At 62.3% G+C, this 20,953-nt stretch carries 12 protein-coding genes, 1 tRNA gene, 1 riboswitch and 1 other annotated feature; of the genes, 7 read left to right on the plus strand and 6 right to left on the minus strand.

The features are described 5' to 3' along the window. Window positions 1-24: 24 nt before the first annotated feature. A complete protein-coding gene (locus ACZM22_RS08580) occupies window positions 25-606 on the plus strand; it encodes a VanZ family protein (RefSeq protein WP_489543759.1) in 582 nt (193 codons plus the stop codon). A 679-nt stretch (window positions 607-1,285) separates the two neighbouring features. Here ACZM22_RS08580 and ACZM22_RS08585 read toward each other — a convergent pair. Together ACZM22_RS08585 and aroF are read right to left on the minus strand one after the other, a co-directional pair. Then, window positions 1,286-1,504 (minus strand): hypothetical protein, encoded by a 219-nt coding sequence (locus ACZM22_RS08585; RefSeq protein WP_489543760.1) that lies wholly within the window; start codon window positions 1,502-1,504, stop codon window positions 1,286-1,288. A gap of 608 nt (window positions 1,505-2,112) precedes the next feature. After that, window positions 2,113-3,126 (minus strand): 3-deoxy-7-phosphoheptulonate synthase, encoded by a 1,014-nt coding sequence (gene aroF / locus ACZM22_RS08590; RefSeq protein WP_489543761.1) that lies wholly within the window; start codon window positions 3,124-3,126, stop codon window positions 2,113-2,115. A 175-nt stretch (window positions 3,127-3,301) separates the two neighbouring features. On the opposite strand from aroF, the gene ACZM22_RS08595 reads away from it, so the two are divergent. Together ACZM22_RS08595 and xdh are read left to right on the plus strand one after the other, a co-directional pair. Continuing rightward, window positions 3,302-4,198 (plus strand): DegV family protein, encoded by an 897-nt coding sequence (locus ACZM22_RS08595; protein WP_489543762.1) that lies wholly within the window; start codon window positions 3,302-3,304, stop codon window positions 4,196-4,198. A gap of 257 nt (window positions 4,199-4,455) precedes the next feature. Continuing rightward, the gene (gene xdh / locus ACZM22_RS08600; protein WP_489543763.1) at window positions 4,456-7,050 is read left to right on the plus strand and encodes a selenium-dependent xanthine dehydrogenase; all 2,595 of its coding nucleotides are present in this window, start codon (window positions 4,456-4,458) and stop codon (window positions 7,048-7,050) included. Between the two features lie 198 nt (window positions 7,051-7,248). Here xdh and ACZM22_RS08605 read toward each other — a convergent pair whose 3' ends face one another. Further along, entirely contained in the window at window positions 7,249-7,836 is a 588-nt protein-coding gene (locus ACZM22_RS08605) for a nucleotidyltransferase family protein (protein ID WP_489543764.1), read from the minus strand. Between the two features lie 215 nt (window positions 7,837-8,051). Here ACZM22_RS08605 and xdhA point away from each other — a divergent pair, with 215 nt between their 5' ends. The 4 genes from xdhA to ACZM22_RS08625 all read left to right on the plus strand — a co-directional run bounded on the left by xdhA (window position 8,052) and on the right by ACZM22_RS08625 (window position 17,460). Beyond that, complete coding sequence (gene xdhA / locus ACZM22_RS08610) at window positions 8,052-10,346, plus strand: xanthine dehydrogenase subunit XdhA (RefSeq protein ID WP_489543765.1); 2,295 nt, start codon at window positions 8,052-8,054, stop codon at window positions 10,344-10,346. A gap of 13 nt (window positions 10,347-10,359) precedes the next feature. Further along, window positions 10,360-11,247 carry a xanthine dehydrogenase subunit XdhB gene (xdhB, locus tag ACZM22_RS08615; protein WP_484438747.1) on the plus strand — a complete coding sequence of 296 codons (888 nt, stop codon included), beginning with the start codon at window positions 10,360-10,362 and terminating at the stop codon, window positions 11,245-11,247. After that, complete coding sequence (gene xdhC / locus ACZM22_RS08620) at window positions 11,247-11,759, plus strand: xanthine dehydrogenase subunit XdhC (protein ID WP_483268408.1); 513 nt, start codon at window positions 11,247-11,249, stop codon at window positions 11,757-11,759. Before xdhB ends, xdhC begins: the two co-directional genes overlap by 1 nt. Before the next feature lie 529 nt (window positions 11,760-12,288). Then, complete coding sequence (locus ACZM22_RS08625) at window positions 12,289-17,460, plus strand: InlB B-repeat-containing protein (RefSeq protein WP_489543766.1); 5,172 nt, start codon at window positions 12,289-12,291, stop codon at window positions 17,458-17,460. A 174-nt stretch (window positions 17,461-17,634) separates the two neighbouring features. Here ACZM22_RS08625 and ACZM22_RS08630 read toward each other — a convergent pair. From ACZM22_RS08630 to ACZM22_RS08640, 3 genes are all read right to left on the minus strand, one after another. Beyond that, window positions 17,635-17,708, minus strand: a tRNA-Gln gene (locus ACZM22_RS08630). A gap of 137 nt (window positions 17,709-17,845) precedes the next feature. Next, on the minus strand, window positions 17,846-18,412 hold the full coding sequence (locus tag ACZM22_RS08635; protein ID WP_484437996.1) for an energy-coupled thiamine transporter ThiT: 567 nt from the start codon (window positions 18,410-18,412) through the stop codon (window positions 17,846-17,848). A gap of 67 nt (window positions 18,413-18,479) precedes the next feature. After that, a riboswitch (TPP riboswitch) is annotated at window positions 18,480-18,590 on the minus strand. 99 nt (window positions 18,591-18,689) lie between these two features. Beyond that, window positions 18,690-20,138 (minus strand): tryptophanase, encoded by a 1,449-nt coding sequence (locus tag ACZM22_RS08640; protein ID WP_489543767.1) that lies wholly within the window; start codon window positions 20,136-20,138, stop codon window positions 18,690-18,692. Window positions 20,139-20,292: 154 nt separating this feature from the next. Then, window positions 20,293-20,531, minus strand: a binding site (T-box leader). Window positions 20,532-20,953: the final 422 nt, after the last annotated feature.

Below are 20,953 nucleotides of genomic sequence, written 5' to 3' on the forward strand. Positions count from 1 at the left end.
TTTGACCTTGGAAAAATTTTACAGATGCTGCCGGATCTGGCAGTGCTGGCGGCGGTGTATCTGCTGGTACTGCTGCCCCGCTGGAGGGGACTGGGACATCGCGTACTGGCAGTCCGGACGGTGTTTTTCATCTATCTGGTCTGTGTGCTGGGGGTGACGCTGCTGCCGGTGCTGGCCAATTTGCCAAAATTGGCGGGGAATCACTATGCACTCATGGAGCTGGAGCCCTTCCGTGATCTGCGGAACGGCTACGGCAACGCAGCGCGACAGCTGTCGCTGAACGTTGTGATGACAGTGCCTTTCGGCTTTCTGTGGCCGCTGGTGCGGCGGAAGCGCGGCCTGTGTCGGGCGGTGCTGGCCGCGCTTCTGCTGAGCCTGTGCATCGAGCTGTTGCAGCCGCTTCTGACGACAAATCGCACATCCGACATCACGGATGTCATCGCCAACACTGCTGGCGGACTGGCGGGGTATCTGCTGTTCCTGCCCTTTGGTTCTCGCCTCCTGCATCTCTGCGGCGCGGAAGATCGTCCGCGAAATGTGGACGAAATGCCGGCGAATGCGGACGATGCGAAGAATGGAGAAGGCGAAAATCGGGATAAATTTTAGTGGCTAACAGAAAGAAAAAGCGAAAGCACCGCATGTGAAGCGCGGTACCTGCCCCACAAAAATAATGCGACAAACCACGCAAAAAGTATAATACGGGCGAAATATAGTGCTGTAATGGACGGCGCAAAACAGTGGGTTAAGCAGCATCAAAATAGCACGATAGACTGCATAAAATGGCAGATTGAGCCGCATAAGAGAATGTGTATAAAACCGCATAAATATAACCATGCCCTGCCGGCACCATCCGGCAGGGCATGGTTGTGTGCAACTAATTTCCGTTTTTCTTCCGGGAATTTCCGGTTTTATTTCCGGATGTGCTTCATGAGGAAGTTTCGACGGAAAAAGCTGAATATTTATGCGAAATAGAGGAATATTAAATAATTTCGATACGGGTAAGCGAAAAGCTGCGCAGCATTTCCCAACGGAAAACGAACGCCCAGCCGCCGGTGAATCAGTCGTGCGCACAGAGGCTGGAACAGTCGTGCGCACCTGGGGGAAACGCGGCGGATATGGAGGGCTGCGATGAGGCAGCGGCAGAGCGCAAGAGAGCAGAGAGGTCCTTTGCGACAGCCGCGGGTCACGAAGGTGCGGTGGTCTTGAGGCCGTGTGGGTTACGAGAGGGCTGAAAGGCCCTCTGAAAAAAAGCGGGTCGCGAGAGAGGAGAGACTCGCAATGTCCGTCAGAGCCATCTGGCCATCGCTGCCGTAGGAGAGGTGATCCACGTGAAGTTGACATAACTCGGAGGCGTGGCGATAACCGACTTATCGGCGGTCATCAGGGTGAAGGCGGCCATGTCGTCGCCAATCAGCAGGCAGGGGTTGAGACTGCGGTCCTGCGCGATGAGAAAATCACCGCCGTAAAAGCAACTGAGGCTGCACGGCGGGCCGTCCCTTTCCACGCGATGCAGGCTTGCAGCGCTTCCACACCGGTCTGCGCCGCGTACCGGATGCGGAACTCGCCGGTGAAGGCGCCGGGTCGGAACAGATCGTTGGCCTTTTCCCTCGTAGGCGTACCGTGGTGGTCTTTGTGAACGCGCCGCTTTGGCAGACGGCGGCGTCACTGCGGCGGTCAACGGCCCGGGGAAAGGGCAGCCGCCGACCGGAACGCGGCGGCTGCGGCGCAGACGGCGCAAAAAGCGGTCGGAATACGCTTTTGCCGGGAGATGGTTTTACGTGCAGGGCGGTGTCCCCCTGAAAAGAAATGGGGCTTGCCGGTGATGTGCGCGAAATGAGCGGCGTGCCGGTGGCGTGTGGTGGACCGCGTGTCTGCGATTCAGCCGGAACGGGTGTGTTGACGGGGCATTGGATATTCGCAGGGTACGCTGGTCGGCAGGGGGCCTTCCAACGCTTTCCCGTGGTTCGGCTTAGCGGGTGTCAGTCTGGTTCCGAAGAAGTGCCGCTGGGCGGCGAGGGGTATGGCGGCGTGCCGGTTGGCGCGCTTGGCCGGCGCTCGTTGTGTACGCCGCCTTGGTGTGCCGGCCTTCTGCGAAAGGGACATGGACTGTGCTTAGAACGTGTCAGGCCGCCAGGCGTAGGGGAGGAGGGCGGTGACGGCGGCAGACAGCTCCCGGAACTGACGGCAGGTCAGGGACTGCCCGCCGTCGGACAGGGCGCAGGCGGGGCGGTCGTGGACCTCCACCATCAGGCCGTCGGCTCCGGCCGCTGCGGCGGCCAGCGCCAGCGGCAGCACCAATTCGCTGCGGCCCGCCGCGTGGCTGGGGTCTACCAGCACCGGCAGGTGGGTGGCCCGCTTCAGCACGGGGATGGCGGACACGTCCAGAGCGGCACGGGCGGCGGACACACCGCTGCGTACACCGCGCTCACACAGGATGACCTGCTCGTTGCCGCCGGAGAGCAGGTACTCCGCTGCCAGCAGGAATTCCTCCACCGTGGCGGAGAGGCCACGCTTCAGCAGCACGGGGCGGCGCAGCTGGCCCAGCGCTTTCAGCAGCGTATAGTTCTGCATATTGCGGGCGCCGACCTGCAGCACGTCCACATCGGCCAGCAGATCCAGCTGGGAGATATCGGTGATCTCCGTTACCACCGGCAGGCCCGCATCCCGGCCCGCCTGCACCAGCAGGTCCAGACCGGCCTTTTCCAGACCCTGAAAGGTATAGGGCGAGGTGCGGGGCTTGAAGGCGCCGCCCCGCAGCAGTTGGGCGCCGGACTCCTTTACCGACTGGGCCACCGCGGCCATCTGGGGCGCGGACTCCACGGCGCAGGGCCCTGCGATCATGCAGAATTTTTCACCGATTTTTGCATCGCCCACGGCAACCACGGTATTGGCGGGGTGGGCGGCGCGGCCCGCCAGACGATAGGCGGGGGTGAGACGGCGCACCTCCTGCACGTAGGGGAGCCCCTGGAGCATATTGGGGTCGAGACGCCACGTGTCGCCCACCAGCGGCAGAAGGATGCCGTTGGGACCGGCGACGCAGCCGCCCTTGACGTTCTGGGCGGCCAGCTGGGCCAGAAGCTGGCGGATGGCCGCCTCCGGCGTTCCTGTTTTGATAACGATGACCATGTGTGCCTCCTGAAAAAATATCTCGGGCTATTATACCGTTTTCTGCCGCTTTTTGCAATCCGGCAGTTCCGCTTATTGACAGAAAATCCGGAAAGCGATTATACTATTATGTAGTATCATCGCATCAAGGAGTCTGGCGGGCCCGCAGCGGGCCGCCGCAGCTGTGGAGGGAAAGATGGAAAGACAATTTACGCTGAGCTGCTGCTCTACCGTGGATCTGCCGTACAGCTATATGGAGAGCAGAGACATCCCCGTGCTGTTCTACACCTACGTGGTGGACGGCGTGGAATATGACGACGACATGGGCCGCGATCCCGAGGCACTGCCCCGCTTCTACCGGTTCATTCGGGAGGGGAAGCTGCCCCAGACCAGCCAGATCAACGTGGCCGCCTACATGGAATTCTTCGAGAGACTGCTGCAGAAGGGCGACCTGCTGCACATCGCGTTTACGTCCGGCCAGTCCGGCTCGGTACATAACGCCTTTCTGGCGGCGGAGGAGCTGCGGGCCAAATATCCGGAGCGGAAGCTGGTGGTCATCGACTCGCTGTGCTCCTCCTCGGGCTACGGCCTGCTGGTGGACAGCGCCGCCGACCTGCGGGATCAGGGCAAGTCCCTGGAGGAGGTGGAGCAGTGGGTGCTGGCGCACCGGAATCGGGTGCATCACCAGTTCTTCAGCAGCGATATGACCCAGTTCCGGCGGACGGGCCGCGTGTCCGGCGCGGCGGCCACCGTAGCCACGGTGCTGAACATCTGCCCCATCATGCGGCTGGACGACACCGGCTCCATCAAGGCGTACAGCAAGGTGCGGGGCAAGAAGAAGGCTGTGGAGGTGACGGTGGAGACCATGGCACAGTGCGCCGAGGGCGGCGCGGACTACGACGGCAAGTGCTTCGTGTGCCACTCCCAGTGTCCGCAGGACGCGCAGATGCTTATCGACGCCATCGAGCAGCGGTTCCCCAAGCTGAAGGGACGCATCCGGCTGTGCGACATCGGCACCATCATCGGCTCCCACGCGGGGCCGGGTACTGTGGCGGTGTTCTTCTACGGAAACGAGCGGCCCAAGATGGCGTGACAAAGCGAAAAAGAGACGCGGCGGGAGCCGTGTCTCTTTTTTTTGCGGCGGGGGAGAGGGCCGGGCTGCGCGGCACGGGTATGGAAACGGAGCGGGAGGCAGATAATACACGGGAAAAGAAAGCGTTATCGGATAAGTAGAATAACGATATGCCCACAGTAAGGGTTGCAGAAAAGCTGAAAATATTGTATAATAACTAAAAAATTTTTAGCTACTTTCACATCGGCGGGGCTGCCCGCCGCAGGAGGGAGAACGATATGGCCACTTTCACCGTGAATGGACAGACCGTCGTCGTCGAGAAAAATCAGAAGCTCATCCGCTATCTGCGGGACACGCTGCACCTCACCTCCGTGAAGGACGGGTGCAGCGAGGGCGCCTGCGGCACGTGCCACGTGCTCATTGATGGCAAGCCCACCAAGGCGTGCATCCCCCAGACGGACAAGCTGGAGGGCAAGACCATCGTGACGGTGGAGGGACTCAGCGACTGGGAAAAGAAAGTCTACACCTTCGCCTTCGGGGAAGCAGGCGCCGTGCAGTGCGGCTTCTGCATCCCGGGCATGGTCATCTCCGCCAAGGGGCTGCTGGACGTGAATCCGGAGCCGACCCGCGAGGAGGCGGCCTTCGCCATCCGCAATAACATCTGCCGCTGCACCGGCTATGTGAAGATCATCGACGGCATCCTGCTGGCGGCGAAAATCTTCCGTGAGGGGAAGATCCCCGCGGCCGGCGCCGACGACTGGCAGGTGGGCAGCCGCGTCCACCGGCTGGACGTGGAGGAGAAGGTGCTGGGCTGCGGGCAGTACCCCGACGACGTGTACGTGGACGGTATGTGCTACGGCGGCGCGGTGCGCAGCCAGTACGCACGGGCGCGGGTGCTGCGCATCGATACGTCCAAGGCGGAGGCCATGGAGGGCGTGGTGTGCGTGCTGACCCAGAAGGACATCCCGGGGAAGGTCAACGTGGGCCATCTGAAGAAGGACCAGCCTACGCTCATCGGCATCGGAGAGCTGACCCACTATCTGGGCGACGCGGTGGCGCTGGTGTGCGCCCGGGATCAGGAGACACTGGAGGCCGCCAAGAAGCTGGTGGAGGTGGAGTATGAGGTACTGCCGGCGGTGCATAATCCCGCTGAGGCGGCGGCACCCGACGCGCCGCTGGTATTTGAAGAAGAAGAGAGCAACGTGCAGGCCTACAAGCACGTGTCCCGCGGGGACGCGGCGGGGGCCATCGCCAAGTCGAAATACGTACTGACGGAGAAGTTCCATACGCCCTGGACGGAGCATGCATTCCTGGAGCCGGAGTGCTGCGTGGCGCTGCCGCTGGACAACGGCGGCGTGAGGCTGCTGACCACGGATCAGAGCGCCCACACCACCATGCACGAATGCGCGGCCATGCTGGGCGTGGACTATGAGCACTGTCAGGTGCAGAATATGCTGGTGGGCGGCGGCTTCGGCGGCAAGGAGGACATGTCCGTGCAGCACCACGCGGCCCTGATGGCCTACGTGGCGCGGGTGCCGGTGAAGGTGAAGCTCAGCCGGCAGGAATCCATTCTGGTCCACCCCAAACGCCACAGCATGGACATGGAGTTCACCATGGGCTGCGACGAAAACGGTATCATCCAGGGCGTGAAGGCCAGCGTGGTGTCCGATACCGGCGCGTTCGCGTCGCTGGGCGGGCCGGTGCTGGAGCGGGCCTGTACCCACGCGGCGGGACCCTACGCCTATGAGAATTTCGAGATCGAGGGACATGCCTACTACACCAACAACCCGCCTGCCGGTGCGTTCCGGGGCTTCGGCGTGACCCAGACCTGCTTCTGCACGGAGACGCTGCTGAACCAGATGGCGGATCTGGTGGGAATCAGTCCCTGGGAGATCCGCTATCGCAACGCCATCCGGCCGGGAGGCGTGCTGCCCAACGGCCAGATCGTGGACGAATCCACCGGCCTCGTGGAGACGCTGGAGGCCATCAAGCCCGCCTACGACGCGGCGGTGGCGGCAGGCGACCCGGTGGGCATCGCCTGCGCCATGAAGAATGCCGGTGTGGGCGTGGGTATCCCTGACTGGGGACGCTGCAAGCTCATCGTGGAGGACGACGGGAAGATACACATCTACACCGGCGCCAGCTGCATCGGGCAGGGGCTGGGCACCGTGCTGGTACAGACGGTGGTGACGTGTACCGGGGTGAAGCGCGAGGACGTGGTGTACGAGCGCAGCAATACGTGGATCGCGCCGGACTCCGGCGACACCTCCGGCAGCCGCCAGACGCTGGTGACGGGCGAGGCTACCCGCCGCGCCTGTGAAAAGCTGAAGGCGGAGCTGGACAGTGGAAAGACTTTACAGCAGTTGGCGGGACAGGAGTTTTACGGAGAGTATCTGGCCAAGACCGATCCGCTGGGCGCGGATGTGCCCAACCCCGTGAGCCACGTGGCCTACGGCTACGCCACCCAGATGTGCATCCTGGACCGCGAGACGGGGAAGATCAGGAGGATGGTGGCCGCCCACGACGTGGGCAAGGCCGTGAACCCCCTCAGCGTGGAGGGACAGATCGAGGGCGGCGTGGTGATGTCCATGGGCTATGCTCTGACGGAGCAGTATCCCATCGACGAGAATTGCAGACCCACCGCCAAGTACGGTACGTTGGGGCTGTTCCGCGCCAACCAGCTGCCGGAGCAGGAGATCGAGGCCATCGTGGTGGAGAAGCCGGGCCTGAATGTGGCCGGAGGCGCCATCGGCATCGGCGAGATCACGTCTATCCCCACGGCGCCGGCCATCGCCGATGCCTACTACCGGTGGGACGGGGAACGGCGGCTCGAGCTGCCGCTGGCGCACACGCCCTACGCCAGAAAGAAGTAAAAAACAGGCCGCAGCGGTGCTGCGGCCTGTGGAAAGATGACCTGCGGGGAGTGACCTGCGGGGAGACGACCTGCGGGAAATGGATAGAGACGCTGGGCGCGCCAGCGGTGCGCACGGCGCTGCCGGCGCCGGGAAATGCGCGGGCGTGCCGGTGCGGCCCGAGGGGCGCGGTTCAACCGGGGCGCGTGACGGGCGGGTCTACCGCTCCCGCGCGATCAAAGCGTCCAGAGCGGCGCGGGTGTCCACGTCCGCCAGCTGGCGGGCGGGCACGTCGTACAGCAGCAGGGCGTCCTCGTGACGGCGGATGACCGTGCTGCCGCCGTGGTCCTCCCGCAGCGCCCGCAGCTCCGGAAAGAAGCGGGCGGGGAACAGGCAGGGGTTGCCGCGGACACCGTTGTGGCCCAGAGCCACGATGTGGGACGGGTGCCGGCGGTAGAAATCCACCAGCTCTGCCACGCTGGCCTGCCGCAGCAGGGGCTGGTCCGACACCAGAAACAGTGCGGCATCGCAGTCCTGAAGGGCGTCCAGGCCCAGAGAGATGGTATGACTGATGCCCCAGTCGGGGTGTTGATTTTCAACGGGCGTAAAGGAAAAGCGCCTTGCAGCCTCCGCAGCCTCCGGATGCTGGGTGACTACCACTACCTGCGCAAAGCAGGCGGGAGGGACTGCCTCCAGTGCGCGGCACAGGAGGGTCTTGCCGTCTATCTGAGCGGCCAGCTTATTGGCCCCGAAGCGGGACGCGCTGCCGGCGGCCATGACGACGCAGCCGATGCGCGGTTTTTCCATGGGATGCACCTCCGTGGTGTGGTTTTGACGGTAGTATACCCGCAAAACGGAAACGCTGTCAAGAAATACGGCGTTATATCGCAAGTAGGATAACGAAAATGCCTTTTCAAATCCACGGGTTTGTGATAGGATAATAGAGATATCAGTATGGCTGATGGCAGCCATTTGCATAGCTGTTACCGAGTCAAATCTCGTTTACAAGGAGGAGTACCGGAATGGGTGAGGTAGGAAAGAGCCAGGTCCGCGTGGACGCTTTCGACAAGGCCACGGGACGGACCAAGTATTATGAGGATCTGATGCCCCGAAACGCGCTGTACGTGCGGATCAAGCACGCGGAGATCGCCCACGGCTTCGTGAAGTCCGTGGATACCAGTGCCGCCGAGGCCATCGACGGCGTGGTGAAGGTCATCACCTGCTTCGACGTGCCGGACATCACCTTCCCCACGGCGGGCCATCCATGGTCCATGGACCCGGGCCATCAGGACGTGGCCGACCGCCATCTGCTGAACCGCCACGTGCGGTACTGGGGCGACGATGTGGCAGTGGTCATCGCGGAGGACGAGGTGTCCGCCATGCAGGGCGTGCGGGCGCTGAAGGTGGAGTACGACGTGCTGCCCTTCGTGCTGGACGCCCAGAAGGCCATGGAGGAGGGGGCGCCCCAGCTTCACGAGAGCTTTCCCCGCAACATCCTGAAGCACACGGACATGAAGAAGGGCGATTATCAGGCCGCCATACAGGAGCCGGGACTGATCAAGGTGGAGGGCTGGTACGATACCCCCACCGTGCAGCACAGCCATATCGAGAACCACGGATGCTTCTCCTACGAGGAGAACGGCCGCATCGTGGTGGTGTCCTCCACCCAGATCCCCCACATCATTCGCCGCATCGTGGGGCAGGCGCTGGGCCGCCCCTGGGCGGACATCCACATCATCAAGCCCTATATCGGCGGCGGCTTCGGCAACAAGCAGGACGCCCTGTACGAGCCGCTGTGCGCCTACTGCACCACCCAGGTGGGCGGGCGGCCGGTGCGCATCGACTGCTCCCGCGAGGAGACGTTCGTGTCCAACCGCGTGCGCCACGCCATCCGGTTCCACATCGTGTCGTGGCTCCGGAAGGACGGCACGTTTGCCGCCCGCAAGGTGGAGTGCTTCTCCAATCAGGGCGCTTATGCCTCCCACGGCCACTCCATCGTGGCCAAGGCCATGGGCTCCTTCCCCCAGCACTACCCCTGCGACAACATGGAGTGCGATGCCTGGACCGTGTTCACCAACCGGCCGGCGGCCGGTGCTATGCGGGGCTACGGCATGCCTCAGGCCAGCTTTGCCGATGAGTCCAATGTGGACGACTGCGCCAGAGCGGTGGGCATGGACCCGCTGGCCTTCCGGATGCAGAACATCATGCCCCAGGGCTTCGAGGACGGATTCAGCCACAACGTCAACTACAACGACTCCTTCCGTGAGTGCATGGAGGCGGGCCGGAAATACATAGACTACGACAGGAAGATGGCGGAGTACGCCAAGGAGACCGGCCCCATCCGCCATGCGGTGGGCATGGCCACGTTCTGGTACAACACCGCCGTGTACCCCATTTCGCTGGAGACCTCCAGCAACCGGATGCAGCTGAATCTGGACGGCACCGTCACCATGCAGTGCGGCGAGACGGAGATCGGACAGGGCGCCGACACGGCCTACGCCCAGATGACCGCCGATGTGGTGGGCCTGAAGAGCTATAAGGACGTGCATGTGGTATCCTGTCAGGACACCGACATCACGCCCACGGGTCTGGGCGCCTACGCCAGCCGCCAGACCTATACGGCGGGCTTCTCCATCCGCCAGACCGGCCTGCTGCTGAAGGAGAAGATCCTGCAATATGCCACCGATCTGACCCGTCAGGCGGTATACAACATGGATATCGTGGACGGCAACATCATCCGCAGCACCGACGGCAAGGCACTGATGAGCCTGAAGGAGCTGGCCATGACCGCCCAGTACAACGCCGCCAAGAGCGAGCACATTACCGCCGAGTCCACGTTTACCATCCGCAACAACGCCTACTCCTTCGGCTGCACCTTCGTGGACATCGAGGTGGATATCCCCATGTGCAAGGTGACACTGCGGGACATCGTCAATGTCCACGACTGCGGCAAGCTCATCAATCCGGCGCTGGCCGAGGCACAGGTACATGGCGGCATGTCCATGGCCATCGGCTACGGCATGGGCGAGCAGCTGCTGTTCGATGAGAAGAACGGCAAGCCCCTGAACAACAACCTGCTGGACTACAAGCTCAGCACCATTATGGATCACCCCCATCTGGAGGCGCAGTTCATCGAAAATGCCGAGCCTACCTCGGCCTTCGGCACCAAGGCGCTGGGCGAGCCGCCGGCCTGCTCCGGCGCACCGGCCATCCGCAACGCCATTCTCAACGCCACCGGCGTGGCCATCGACCAGAACCCCATGAATGCCCACATCCTCTTCAAGCGCTTCAGCGAAGAGGGGCTCATTCAGGACTGAGGAGGGACAAGCTATGTATGATATGTTGGCACTGTACGAGGCCAAGAACGTACAGGATGCGGTGCGCCTGCGGCTGGAGCACCCCGAGGCGCAGATCATTGCCGGCGGCACGGATGTGCTGGTGCAGATGCGGGAGGGCAAGCGGGCCGGTAAGGCGCTGATCTCCATCCAGAAGTGCGGCGAGATGCGGGGCATCTCCATCGATGACGAGGAGAACATCCGTATCGGCAGCCTTACCAGCTTTACCCACATCACCAACGATCCCATCATCCAGAAGTACATCAACGTACTGGGCGAGGCAGTGGACATGGTGGGCGGCCCCCAGATCCGCAACGCCGGCACCATTGGCGGCAACACCTGCAACGGCGTGACCTCCGCCGACTCCGCCTCCACGCTTCACGCGTGGGAGGCCATCGTGGAGATCACCGGCAAAAACGGCGTGCGCCGCGTACCCATCAAGGAGTTCTACATCAAGGCGGGTACCGTGGATCTGCGGGTGGAGGACGGCGAGATCCAGACCGCCATCCTCATCCCCAAGACGTCCTACGACCGGACGTGGGGACACTACATCAAATACGCCATGCGCAACGCCATGGATATCGCCACGCTGGGCACCTCCGTCAATGCGCGGCTCAGCCCCGACGGAAAGACGTTTGAGCGGGTGCGCATCGCCTTCGGCGTGGCGGGGCCCGTGCCCATGCGGGCGGTGAACGCGGAGGCGTTCATCAACGGCAAGGCCGTAACGCTGGAGAATATCGAGGTCTTCGGCCGCAAGGTGCTGGAGGACATCCATCCCCGCGACTCCTGGCGCGCCAGCAAGGCGTTCCGCAGCCACATCGCCGTGGAGAGCGCCAAGCGGTGCCTCATCGAATCTGTAAAGCTGGCGGGAGGTGTGCTGTAATGGCGAAAAAGCAGTATCAGCTGGTGACCTGCACCATCAACGGCAGGGAAGTGGAGCAGATGGTGGACGTGCGTGCATCGCTGACCGATATGCTCCGCAACGATTTCCACCTGACCAGCGTGAAGAAGGGCTGCGAGGTGGGCGAGTGCGGCGCGTGCAACGTGCTCATCGACGGCGAATGCTTCAACTCCTGTCTCTATCTGGCGGTGTGGGCCGAGGGCAAGCACATCACCACGCTGGAGGGCCTGATGGGCCCCAACGGCGAGCTGTCCGACATCCAGCAGGCTTTCATGGAGGAGACTGCCATCCAGTGCGGCTTCTGCATCCCGGGCTTTCTGATGACGGCGGTGGAGATCCTGGATCGCGGCGTGCTGTACAGCGATGACGAGCTGCGCAAGCTGCTGAGCGGCCATCTGTGCCGCTGCACCGGCTATGAGAACATTTTCAAGGCGGTGAAAAAGACCATGCTGCGCCGGTTGGGCAAGCTGGATGATCCGTTTCTGAATACGTAAGGAAAAAGCGCCCCGCGGCTATGCCGCGGGGCGCTTTTGTCCGGACGGAGCGGCGGAAATGCCGGAGGAGAGCGGCGATGAAGGGAGAATATACCAGAGTGGGGGTTGTCATTTCGGGAATCATGTGATATACTGACACCTGACAAGTACATAACAGGACAGCGTGCCGGTCTTTCACGGACTGGCGGCGGAATGGGGTGAGATGCCCCGCGAGAAGGTCACTGTGATGCCCGCGCCGATAAGGCGGCGGGATAAGTCAGATACGAGATACGCTGCTCCTGGGCTTTGCCATTTCCCGAAGCCGAAGCAAGAAGTGTTTTTTACGCGCACGACCTGCTTGGGCCGTGCGCTTCTTTTGTAACGCGCACGGCTGGCTTTGGCTGTGCGCGTTTTATTTTTGGGCGAAGCGGGATGGCGTGCGGAACGGTGCGGGGGCTGATGCGGCGGCGTTTTGTGCGAGTGTGCATGTGTGCGTTCAGGTCTGCGGACCTTTAATATATGAATACATCAGAGAAAGGAAGATCACATGATGAAGAAACGATTGCTCGCCCTGCTGATGGCAGCGGTGATGACGATCAGTTTGCTCCCCACCACCGCGTGGGCCCACGATGCGGCGCATGCCGAGGGCATCCGGGACACCGAGGGCGTCGAAGACGTCCAGGGCAGCGAAGGCGACCGGGACTTAGAGGAGGTTTCGGACTCCGAAAATGTTCCCGGTGAGGACGCGGTGGACGCTGCCGCACTGGCGGCTGTCGAGGACGATGGGCCTGCGGCACTGGCGGCGGCCACCACGCTGGACAGCTATTTCGAGGGCCTGCCGGTCATCGCGGAGACGGAGCCGGGCAGTCCCAGCAGCACCAAGAAGTGGAAGGTCACGACGCTGGGCGGCGACACGGTTCTCATGTCCGGCAACAAGGGCAAGAGCTCCAGCACCAGCACGCTGCAGCTGACCTTCACCGGCGACACCCATCTGACCTTTGAGTACAAGGTCTCCTCCGAGAAAAACTGCGACAAGTGTACCATCACGCTGGGCAGCGACAAGCTGGTCAACGGCGAGAGCGGCGACCAGAACTGGAAGCCTCTGGAGCTGGACGCCAAGAGCGGTCAGGTGCTGACGGTAGTCTACAAGAAGGACAGCGGCGTCGACAGGTTTGACGACTGCGTGTACCTGCGGAATTTCTCCGCCGGTGAGGCGCTGGTGGTGACGTTCCACGCCAACAACGGCACGGAGGATACCGCCCAGCAGAAGGTCTACGGCGGCAAGGCCGCGCTGAAGGCCAATACCTTTACCTGCGAGAATAAGATCTTTGCGGGCTGGGCCGCCGCGGCGGACGGCGAGGTGCTGTATCAGGACGGCGAGCGCATCACCACCGAGACGAGCCTGGACCTGTACGCCGTGTGGGCGGACGCCTATACCGTTACCTTTGACAACGACGGCGCTACGGCCACGGTGATGACGCCCCGGAACGGCGCCATCGGCAGCCGCATCCCCGCCGATCCCAGCAGGAAGGGCTACACCTTCGACGGCTGGTTCAACGGCGAGACGAAGCTGACGGCGGAAACGGTCATCTCCGGCGATAGTACCTACACCGCCAAGTGGACGGCCATCACCTACACCATCGCATTCAGCGGCGGTTCGGGGAGCACCGGCTCCGTCGAGAGCATCCCCGCCGCCTACGACCGGGAGGTGACGCTGCCCCGGAACGCCTTTACCCGCCCGGGGTACAGCTTCAACGGCTGGAGCCAATCCTCCTCCGCGTCCAAGGGCAGCTACGCCGAGGGCGATGCGGTGAAGAACCTGACCAGCACCCAAGGCACCACCGTCACACTCTACGCCGCGTGGCAGCCCCTGCCGGTGACTGTGAGACTGCACCTGAACTATGCGGGTGCGGAGGACATCACCCGTACCGGCGCTGTGGGCAGCAACTACAACTATATCCTCACCGATGCCGGTACGACCAGATTCAATTCCATCACGGATCCCAAGCGTGACGGCTATATCTTTGACGGCTGGTACGACGCGGCGGAGGGCGGCAGCGCGATCAGTACGACCTATAAGTTCACGGCTGCCGATGCTGAGGACGGCTTCGACATGTACGCCCACTGGGTCAAGGGCATCATCGTCCACTTCGACGGCAACGGCTACAAGGGCACGCTGGCGGACAAGACCGTGACGCCGGACAAGGTATACAGCAGCCTGACCTATCTGCTCAGAGAGAACTCCTACCCCGCCAACAAGACGCTGGAGGGCTGGTACATCAAGAACGCGGACGGCTCCTTCGGCGAGGCTGTCGCCAAGGACACCGTGTTCTCCGGCGACGAGGTGACGCTCATCGCCAAGTGGCGCGACTATCAGTACATCATCAAGTACCACGTCAAGTCCGGCGATAAGAGCGGCGTTACCGGCACCATGGCCGATCAGCCCGCCCCCTTCGGACAGGACGTAAAGCTGGCGAAGTGCGCGTATGTCCGCGAGGGCTACGACTTTGCGGGCTGGGCCACCAGCAGCTACGGCTCCACCATTGCCCATCCGGACGAGGCGGTCATCAACCGCGCATGGGAGGAGGACGACTGGGGCGACGGCAGCGAGGACAACGAGCTCTACACGCTGTACGCCGTGTGGACCGAGCGCAAGTCCCCCGAGCAGACTGCGGCCGATGAGAAGCTGAACGCCGCAGACACCGCCGTCACCGGCAACTACAAGGCCGTTTACGGCACGGATACCAACGCCCTGACCATGATCGGTGCCAAACTGAAGGCCGCAGGCATCAAGGATGTTACTGTGACCATGAAGGCGGCGGCCTCCGGCAGCTACGCGGGCATTGATGCCGACGGCACCATCCGGTACAAGTGGAACACCAATGGCAGTACCCCCGCCGCCAACGCCTTCCTGCGGCCCACCGTGGTCCTGAGCTATCGGGGCGCCGACGGCAAGACGTATACCAAGGAGACCGACGGCTGCTACTTCATCATCGGCCTGGACGAGGCCAAGGCCCGTGCCGCCCTGCAGACGGTGGCGGAGCGCATCACCCTGCCCACCGAGATCAGCAGCGCCGATGCGCTCACCAGCCTGCCCCGCTATCCCCTGAAGGCGGGCGTGGACGCGGGCAGCGTGGACTACAGCAAGAGCGACGAGCTGGAGCTGTGGACCACGGCGGCGTGGACCTCCAGCAACACCGGCGTGATCGCCATTACCAATGTTGACTATCCCTATTTTGCGCCCTACAAGGCCACGGTGACGCTGCCCCAGAAGGACACCGCCGTGACATTGACGCTGACCCTGACCTACAACGGCCGCGAGGACCTGAAGGTCAGCAAGGTCTACACCGTCAACGTCAAGGGCAGCGCTGCTGTCCGTGAGCTGGACTATCAGGAGCTGCTGGAGACCGCGCTTACCGAGTACGGGCTCAAAGATCCGCGGGACAGCTCTGCCATCGACAATGCCAATGTGGTCAGCGACATCCAGTTCCCCACCACGCGGCAGCTCAATACCATCGCCTACCGCGATTACGGGAAGGAGTTCGACGGCAAGTACACGCCGGTCCTGCTGACCACCAGCAATGACAGCGTGGTAGTCTCCGCCGATCCCGCCACCGCCAATGTGGCGCGGATGGTGACCTACCGCCCGCTGCCCGGACAGGCGGCCAGGACCGTGACGGTGACGATGAAGATCCTGTCCCGTCCCAGCGGCGAGGGCAAGGACTATGCGTCCATGACGGTGCTGGCCAGCAGGAACATCACCCTGACCGTCCAGCCCCTGACTCAGGCGGAGCTGGACGCGGCGGCGGCCTTCATGCAGAAGGTGTGTACCGAGGAGGTCTACTGGGAGGGTATCCGCAAGGCCAACACGGATCGGAACGGCGTCACCGGCGACATGCGCTCCTTCATCGAGATCGTGCCGAACGGCGACGGCTATAAGTTCGTCCGCGATATGGCGGACTACAACGCCGTGGGCGTCAAGGCCGACGACATCGATGGCTGGTACGATGCTCAGCAGTACCGGTGCTTCCGGTCCAGCAACAGCGCCATTGTGGCACACGAGACCCTGCTGCTGACCCAGCCCCAGTACAACACAAAAATTACCATCGACAGCGTGCTGAGCTATACGGAGTACGCCAAGTACTGGGAGAAGTTCCGGAGCGATCCCGCCTACGCACAGTTCGCCAGGTTCTATAAGCAGCCCATCTCCGTCAGCGTGAAGGTCATCGGCACGGAGGGGATCGACGATCCCAACATCCAGCCCATCACCGTCACCGTCAACGTGGAGGGCGGCGGCTTCAGCAGGACGTTTGCCGATCTGACCGGCGGCACCTACACGTGCAGCAGCAGCGACGGCCGCACCGCGGCGGACGCTCTGTTGAGCGTGCTGGCCCAGAATCGGTACACCTACACCGGTACGCCGGGGTACATCACTGGCGTCACTGATGCCAATGGCGTCGCCCTGACCGCCGGCGACAAGACCTTCGGCCCCTGGTCCGGCTGGATGTTCACCGTCAACGGCGAGATGCCCATCCTGCGCACCGATGCCAGCGGAAATATCACCTACGCCGCGCTGAACCAGTATCAGGTGAAGAAGGATGATGTCATCCGCTTCTACTATGTGGCGTGCCCCACGGAGACGGGCTATCACACCGGCGGCACGGCCACCTGCACCAGCGGCGCTGTCTGCACCGTGTGCGGCGCGGCCTACGGCGAGAAGAATCCCGACAACCATACCGGCGAGCAGACGTGGACGCGGACCGCCGACAAGCACAGAATGCGCTACGACTGCTGCAGCGCGGAGGTCATCCCCTCCCAGCCCCATAGCTGGGAGAACGGCGCGTGCAGCGTGTGCGGCTACGCCTGCCGCCACAGCGGCGGCGAGGCCACCTGCACCACGCCCCTGACCTGCGCCAGGTGCGGCGAGGTCTACGGGGCGAAGGACCCTGCCAACCACAGCGGTGAGCTGGTGTGGGTCACCACCGCCGACAAGCACGTGCGGCAGTACGACTGCTGCGGTCTGGCGGTGACGGCGGAGACGGCTCATAGCTGGGAGAACGGCGCGTGCGGCGTGTGCGGCTATGCCTGCCGGCATGTGGGCGGCGAGACCGTGAAGGAGAACGTCAAGCCTGCGACCTGCACGGCGGACGGTTCCCACGACGATGTGGTGTACTGCACCGTCTGCAAGGCCGAGATGAGCCGCAGCACCGTTACGGATAAGGCCACGGGGCATCAGTGGGACAAGGGCGTTGTGACTACCGTGCCTACCAGCGAGAAGGAGGGTGTCCGGACCTACACCTGCACGGTGTGCCGGGCGGTGCGGACCGAGGCCATCGACAAGCTGCCCGGCAGCGGGGATGGTAAGACCGATCAGGCCGCGGCAGATGCGGTGATCGAGAAGATCAACGGCATCGGCACCGTCACGAAGAACAGCAAGAGCGCCATCGAGGCGGCTCGCAGGGCCTACGACGCGCTGAGCGAGGATCAGAAGGCACTGATCCCTGCCGGTGTGGTGAAGACCCTGACGGACGCGGAGGCGGCCTATGCGAAGATGACGCGGCACAACCACAGCGGTAATGCCTCCGGCGGTACCAAGGACGACACCGGAAAGGTGGAGTCCAGCCGTACCGGAGACGTGGGCGTTGCCATGTACGCAGCCATGAGCCTGCTGTCCGCCATGGGCGGCGCATGGGTCGTGGGCCGGAAGCGCAAGGAACGCTGAGGCGAAAGCGCATAGCGAAAAAAGGAACGGAGACGCTGCGCGTCTCCGCTCCTTTTTGGGGCTGGGGGAGGGATACCAACAGTTGACAAGGGGGACGGGCAGTTTTGTCTATCAAAACCGAAGTGCCCGGGTCAAGGGATACAAAAAAGAGACACAGCAAAGCCGTGTCTCTTCTGGCAGCGGGAGAAGGATTCGAACCCTCACATACGGAGTCAGAGTCCGCTGTGCTACCTTTACACAATCCCGCTATGTTCTGACGAACAAAAACTATTATACAGATTTCGCTGCATTTGTCAAGAGCTTTTTTCACATTCCGAGGAAAAAAGCCGCGCAGGGCTCCGATAGGGGGGGAGAGGGCGGAGCCCTGCGCGGAAAGGGAGGTGTTTTACTTGCCCTGTGCCTGCACCAGATCGGCGCCGGTCAGGTACTTGCCCAGCGGCTTGTAGGCGATGGCGAACACCACCAGCGTGATGGCGATGTTGGGCAGCATATAGGCCAGATTGTACAGCAGGGAGTAGAACCAGGGGCTGTGCATGGTCATGCCGAAGAAGGTGTCGGGCATGTAGGCGGCCCAGATGGTGGCGCCCACGATGTAGTGGACCAGGAAGCGGGCGCCGCCGGCCACCAGAGTGCCCAGGAACACGCCGCTGCGGCGGCGGGCGAACAGACCAGCCAGACCCAGAACGGTAAAGGCCAGCAGATAGTCGCCGATGATGGACTCCCAGCCGATGGCGAAGCCGCCGTCAAACATGAACTGCAGCACGCCGAACAGGAAGCCGTTCAGCAGGCCGGCGCCCAGACCCCAGCGCACCGCGTACAGTACCAGCGGCACCATGGACAGAACGATACTGCCGCCCCAGGGCATCTCCCACAGCTTGATGTAGCTGAGGATCTGGGCTACGGCCAGAAGCACGGCACCCTCGCAGAGGGCGCGGACCTTCATGTGATTCATAATTTGTACCTCCAAAAAAAATTCCCGCATGGCGAGCCGTGCAGGCGTCACAATGCGGAAATTTCGAAAGCCGATATGTTCGCATTCCTACGCCGGCATTACCCGGATCAGGTTCGAGGGATCAGACGGCGATACGTCTTATCTCAGCCGGCTTGCGCCAGCACCCCTTGGATTGTGTGGATATCTTAGCACGGAAACAGGAGCTTGTCAAGAGGGGAAGCGGCCATTGTCCGGCAGAGAAAGACGCGCCGGCAGGCGCGTCTTTCCGGAAGCGATATTACTGCTCGTCGCCGAAATCGGCGCGGTACGCCGCCGCCAGCCGCTCGGGCCAGTCGCCGATGGGCTCCAGCACGCCGGTGAAGAAGCGAAGGGTGGCCGGTTCGTGGACGAAGCGCAGGCCGCCCACCAGATCGCGGTGGTCGTACAGCCACTTGACGCGGTCGATGACGTACTCCGTCTGGGACAGGGTGAACACGCGGCGGGGGAAGGCCAGGCGCAGCAGCTCCATGGAGGCGATGCGCTCCGTGCCGTCCGGCTCGCGTTCCTCCGACAGGGTACCGCGCTCCATGCCGCGGATGCCGCCGCAGACGTACAGAGCGCAGGACAGGGCACCGGCGGAGTACTGGGCCTGGGGGACATGAGGCAGGAACGACTTCACATCGATGTGGGCGCCCAGACCGCCGCCGGGGGTGATGACGGGCACGCCGTAGTCGGCCAGACGCCGCACACAGTAGTCGATGAACTGGGGACCCTGGGAGATGACATCCATGTCCATGCTCTCCTCAAAGCCCACGGTCATGGCCTCCATCTCCTTGACGGACATGCCGCCGTAGGTCAGGAAGCCCTCGAACATGGGGACCAGATCCTCCATGGAGTGGAAAAGCTCCGGGTCACGGACCAGGATAGCGCCGCCGCGGGCGAAGCCGAATTTGCGGGCGGAGAAGTAGATGATGTCGAACAGGTCGGCAATCATGCGGGTGATCTCACGGACGGACTTATCCGCCAGCGCCGTCTCGCGGGTCTTGATGAAGTACAGATTGTCCTGCAGCAGGGAGGCGTCAAGCACGGTGAGGATGCCGTGGCGGCGGCAGATGGCGGTGGCGGCCTTCATGTTTTCGTAGGAGATGGGCTGACCGCCGATCAGGTTGGTGCCGGCCTCCAGACGAACGAAGGGGACGTTGGCCGGTGTTTCCCACTGGATGCAGCGCTCCAGCGCATCCAGATCGATGTTGCCCTTGAAGGGCAGGGTGCTGGCGCTCTCCAGACCCTCGGCCTTGACCAGCTCCTCCACGCGGCCGCCCAGACGGGTGATATGGGCCTTGGCGGTGGTGAAGTGGTAGTTCATGATGACGCAGCTGCCGGGCTTGACAAAGCGGGTGGCCAGGATGTTTTCACAGGCGCGGCCCTGGTGGGCGGGCAGGCAGTGCTCGATGCCGAACAGCTCCGTCAGCTTGGCCTGCATGCGGTAGAAGGTCTCAGAGCCGGCGTAGGCATCGTCGGCCTGGAGCATGGCGGCCTGCTGGCGGTCGGACATGGCGTTGACGCCGGAATCCGTCAGCATATCCAGAAAGATGTCGCCATTGTGGAGCTGAAAGGTGTTGAAGCCTGCGGCCTGGATCTTCTCCAGACGCTGGGCGGTAGGCAGCAGGTGCAGCTGCTGGACGATCTTGACCTTGTGCATTTCCATGGGGATAGGTTCGTGCTTGTAAAATGTAATAGCGGGCATAATGGGCCCCTCCTTATATAATATTAGTAAGATCTGATGTCGCTGTGTTTCTATGATCCCGCCGCCGCGGGTATCGCCGCGAGATACAATACAAATAAAGAAGCATGAGGCCCTCCTTTTAAAATAAAAAACGCCCTCCGCGTCCGTATCGGACACAGAGGACGAGTTTGACCCGTGGTACCACCTCAGTTTACCGCTTGCGCGGCCTCATAGGATACTGACATATCCGCAGCGCTGTAACGGGCGCACCCGACGCCGCCTACCACTCCGAGGAGCTTCAGGGCGTGGCTCAGGACGGTAATTCAGATGCTGTATCTCCACTGTCTTGCACCAACCGACAGCTCTCTGCAGAAGATGGCACAGTATCCTACTGGGGTCCATCATTGCCGTGTTCTGATGTTGGAGATACTTTATCACTTAAAAGCGTAAATGTAAATAGAAGAATTGCACAGGGAGAGACGGAGTTTTCGCGGCGCGGTTGTACAATTGTGCTTTGCGTATGAAAATAGGCATAAGCTAAACTTATGTTACTGCCTGTTTCATATGAACGAAGGGAAAAGTGAAAAAAGGGGTTGCAAAGTAGGGAGAGGTGTGGTAATCTAACCAAGCTGTCCGCGAGGGCAGCGGTGCTCAGCCGAAGCGAGTCGATGAAAAATGTCAAAAAAAAGTAAAATTAGTAGTTGACAAGATGGCTGACATATGATAAGATAATATCTGTTCCGCGTGGGACGTGTACCTTGTAAATTAAACAACGAACGAAACGAAAAGCACCAGACGGGAGCGCGAGAGAGCTTGTGAAAACGGGCTAAGGAGCG

It is taken from the genome of Vescimonas sp. (assembly GCF_057856985.1).

Bases quoted from the DNA above. Each gene is read 5' to 3' on its own strand.
- ACZM22_RS08635 (WP_484437996.1), bottom strand. From the start codon at position 18,412: ATGAATCACATGAAGGTCCGCGCCCTCTGCGAGGGTGCCGTGCTTCTG.
- ACZM22_RS08580 (WP_489543759.1), top strand. From the start codon at position 25: ATGCTGCCGGATCTGGCAGTGCTGGCGGCGGTGTATCTGCTGGTACTG.
- xdhB (WP_484438747.1), top strand. From the start codon at position 10,360: ATGTATGATATGTTGGCACTGTACGAGGCCAAGAACGTACAGGATGCG.
- xdh (WP_489543763.1), top strand. From the start codon at position 4,456: ATGGCCACTTTCACCGTGAATGGACAGACCGTCGTCGTCGAGAAAAAT.
- ACZM22_RS08605 (WP_489543764.1), bottom strand. From the start codon at position 7,836: ATGGAAAAACCGCGCATCGGCTGCGTCGTCATGGCCGCCGGCAGCGCG.
- ACZM22_RS08595 (WP_489543762.1), top strand. From the start codon at position 3,302: ATGGAAAGACAATTTACGCTGAGCTGCTGCTCTACCGTGGATCTGCCG.
- aroF (WP_489543761.1), bottom strand. From the start codon at position 3,126: ATGGTCATCGTTATCAAAACAGGAACGCCGGAGGCGGCCATCCGCCAG.
- ACZM22_RS08640 (WP_489543767.1), bottom strand. From the start codon at position 20,138: ATGCCCGCTATTACATTTTACAAGCACGAACCTATCCCCATGGAAATG.
- xdhC (WP_483268408.1), top strand. From the start codon at position 11,247: ATGGCGAAAAAGCAGTATCAGCTGGTGACCTGCACCATCAACGGCAGG.
- xdhA (WP_489543765.1), top strand. From the start codon at position 8,052: ATGGGTGAGGTAGGAAAGAGCCAGGTCCGCGTGGACGCTTTCGACAAG.
- ACZM22_RS08625 (WP_489543766.1), top strand. From the start codon at position 12,289: ATGAAGAAACGATTGCTCGCCCTGCTGATGGCAGCGGTGATGACGATC.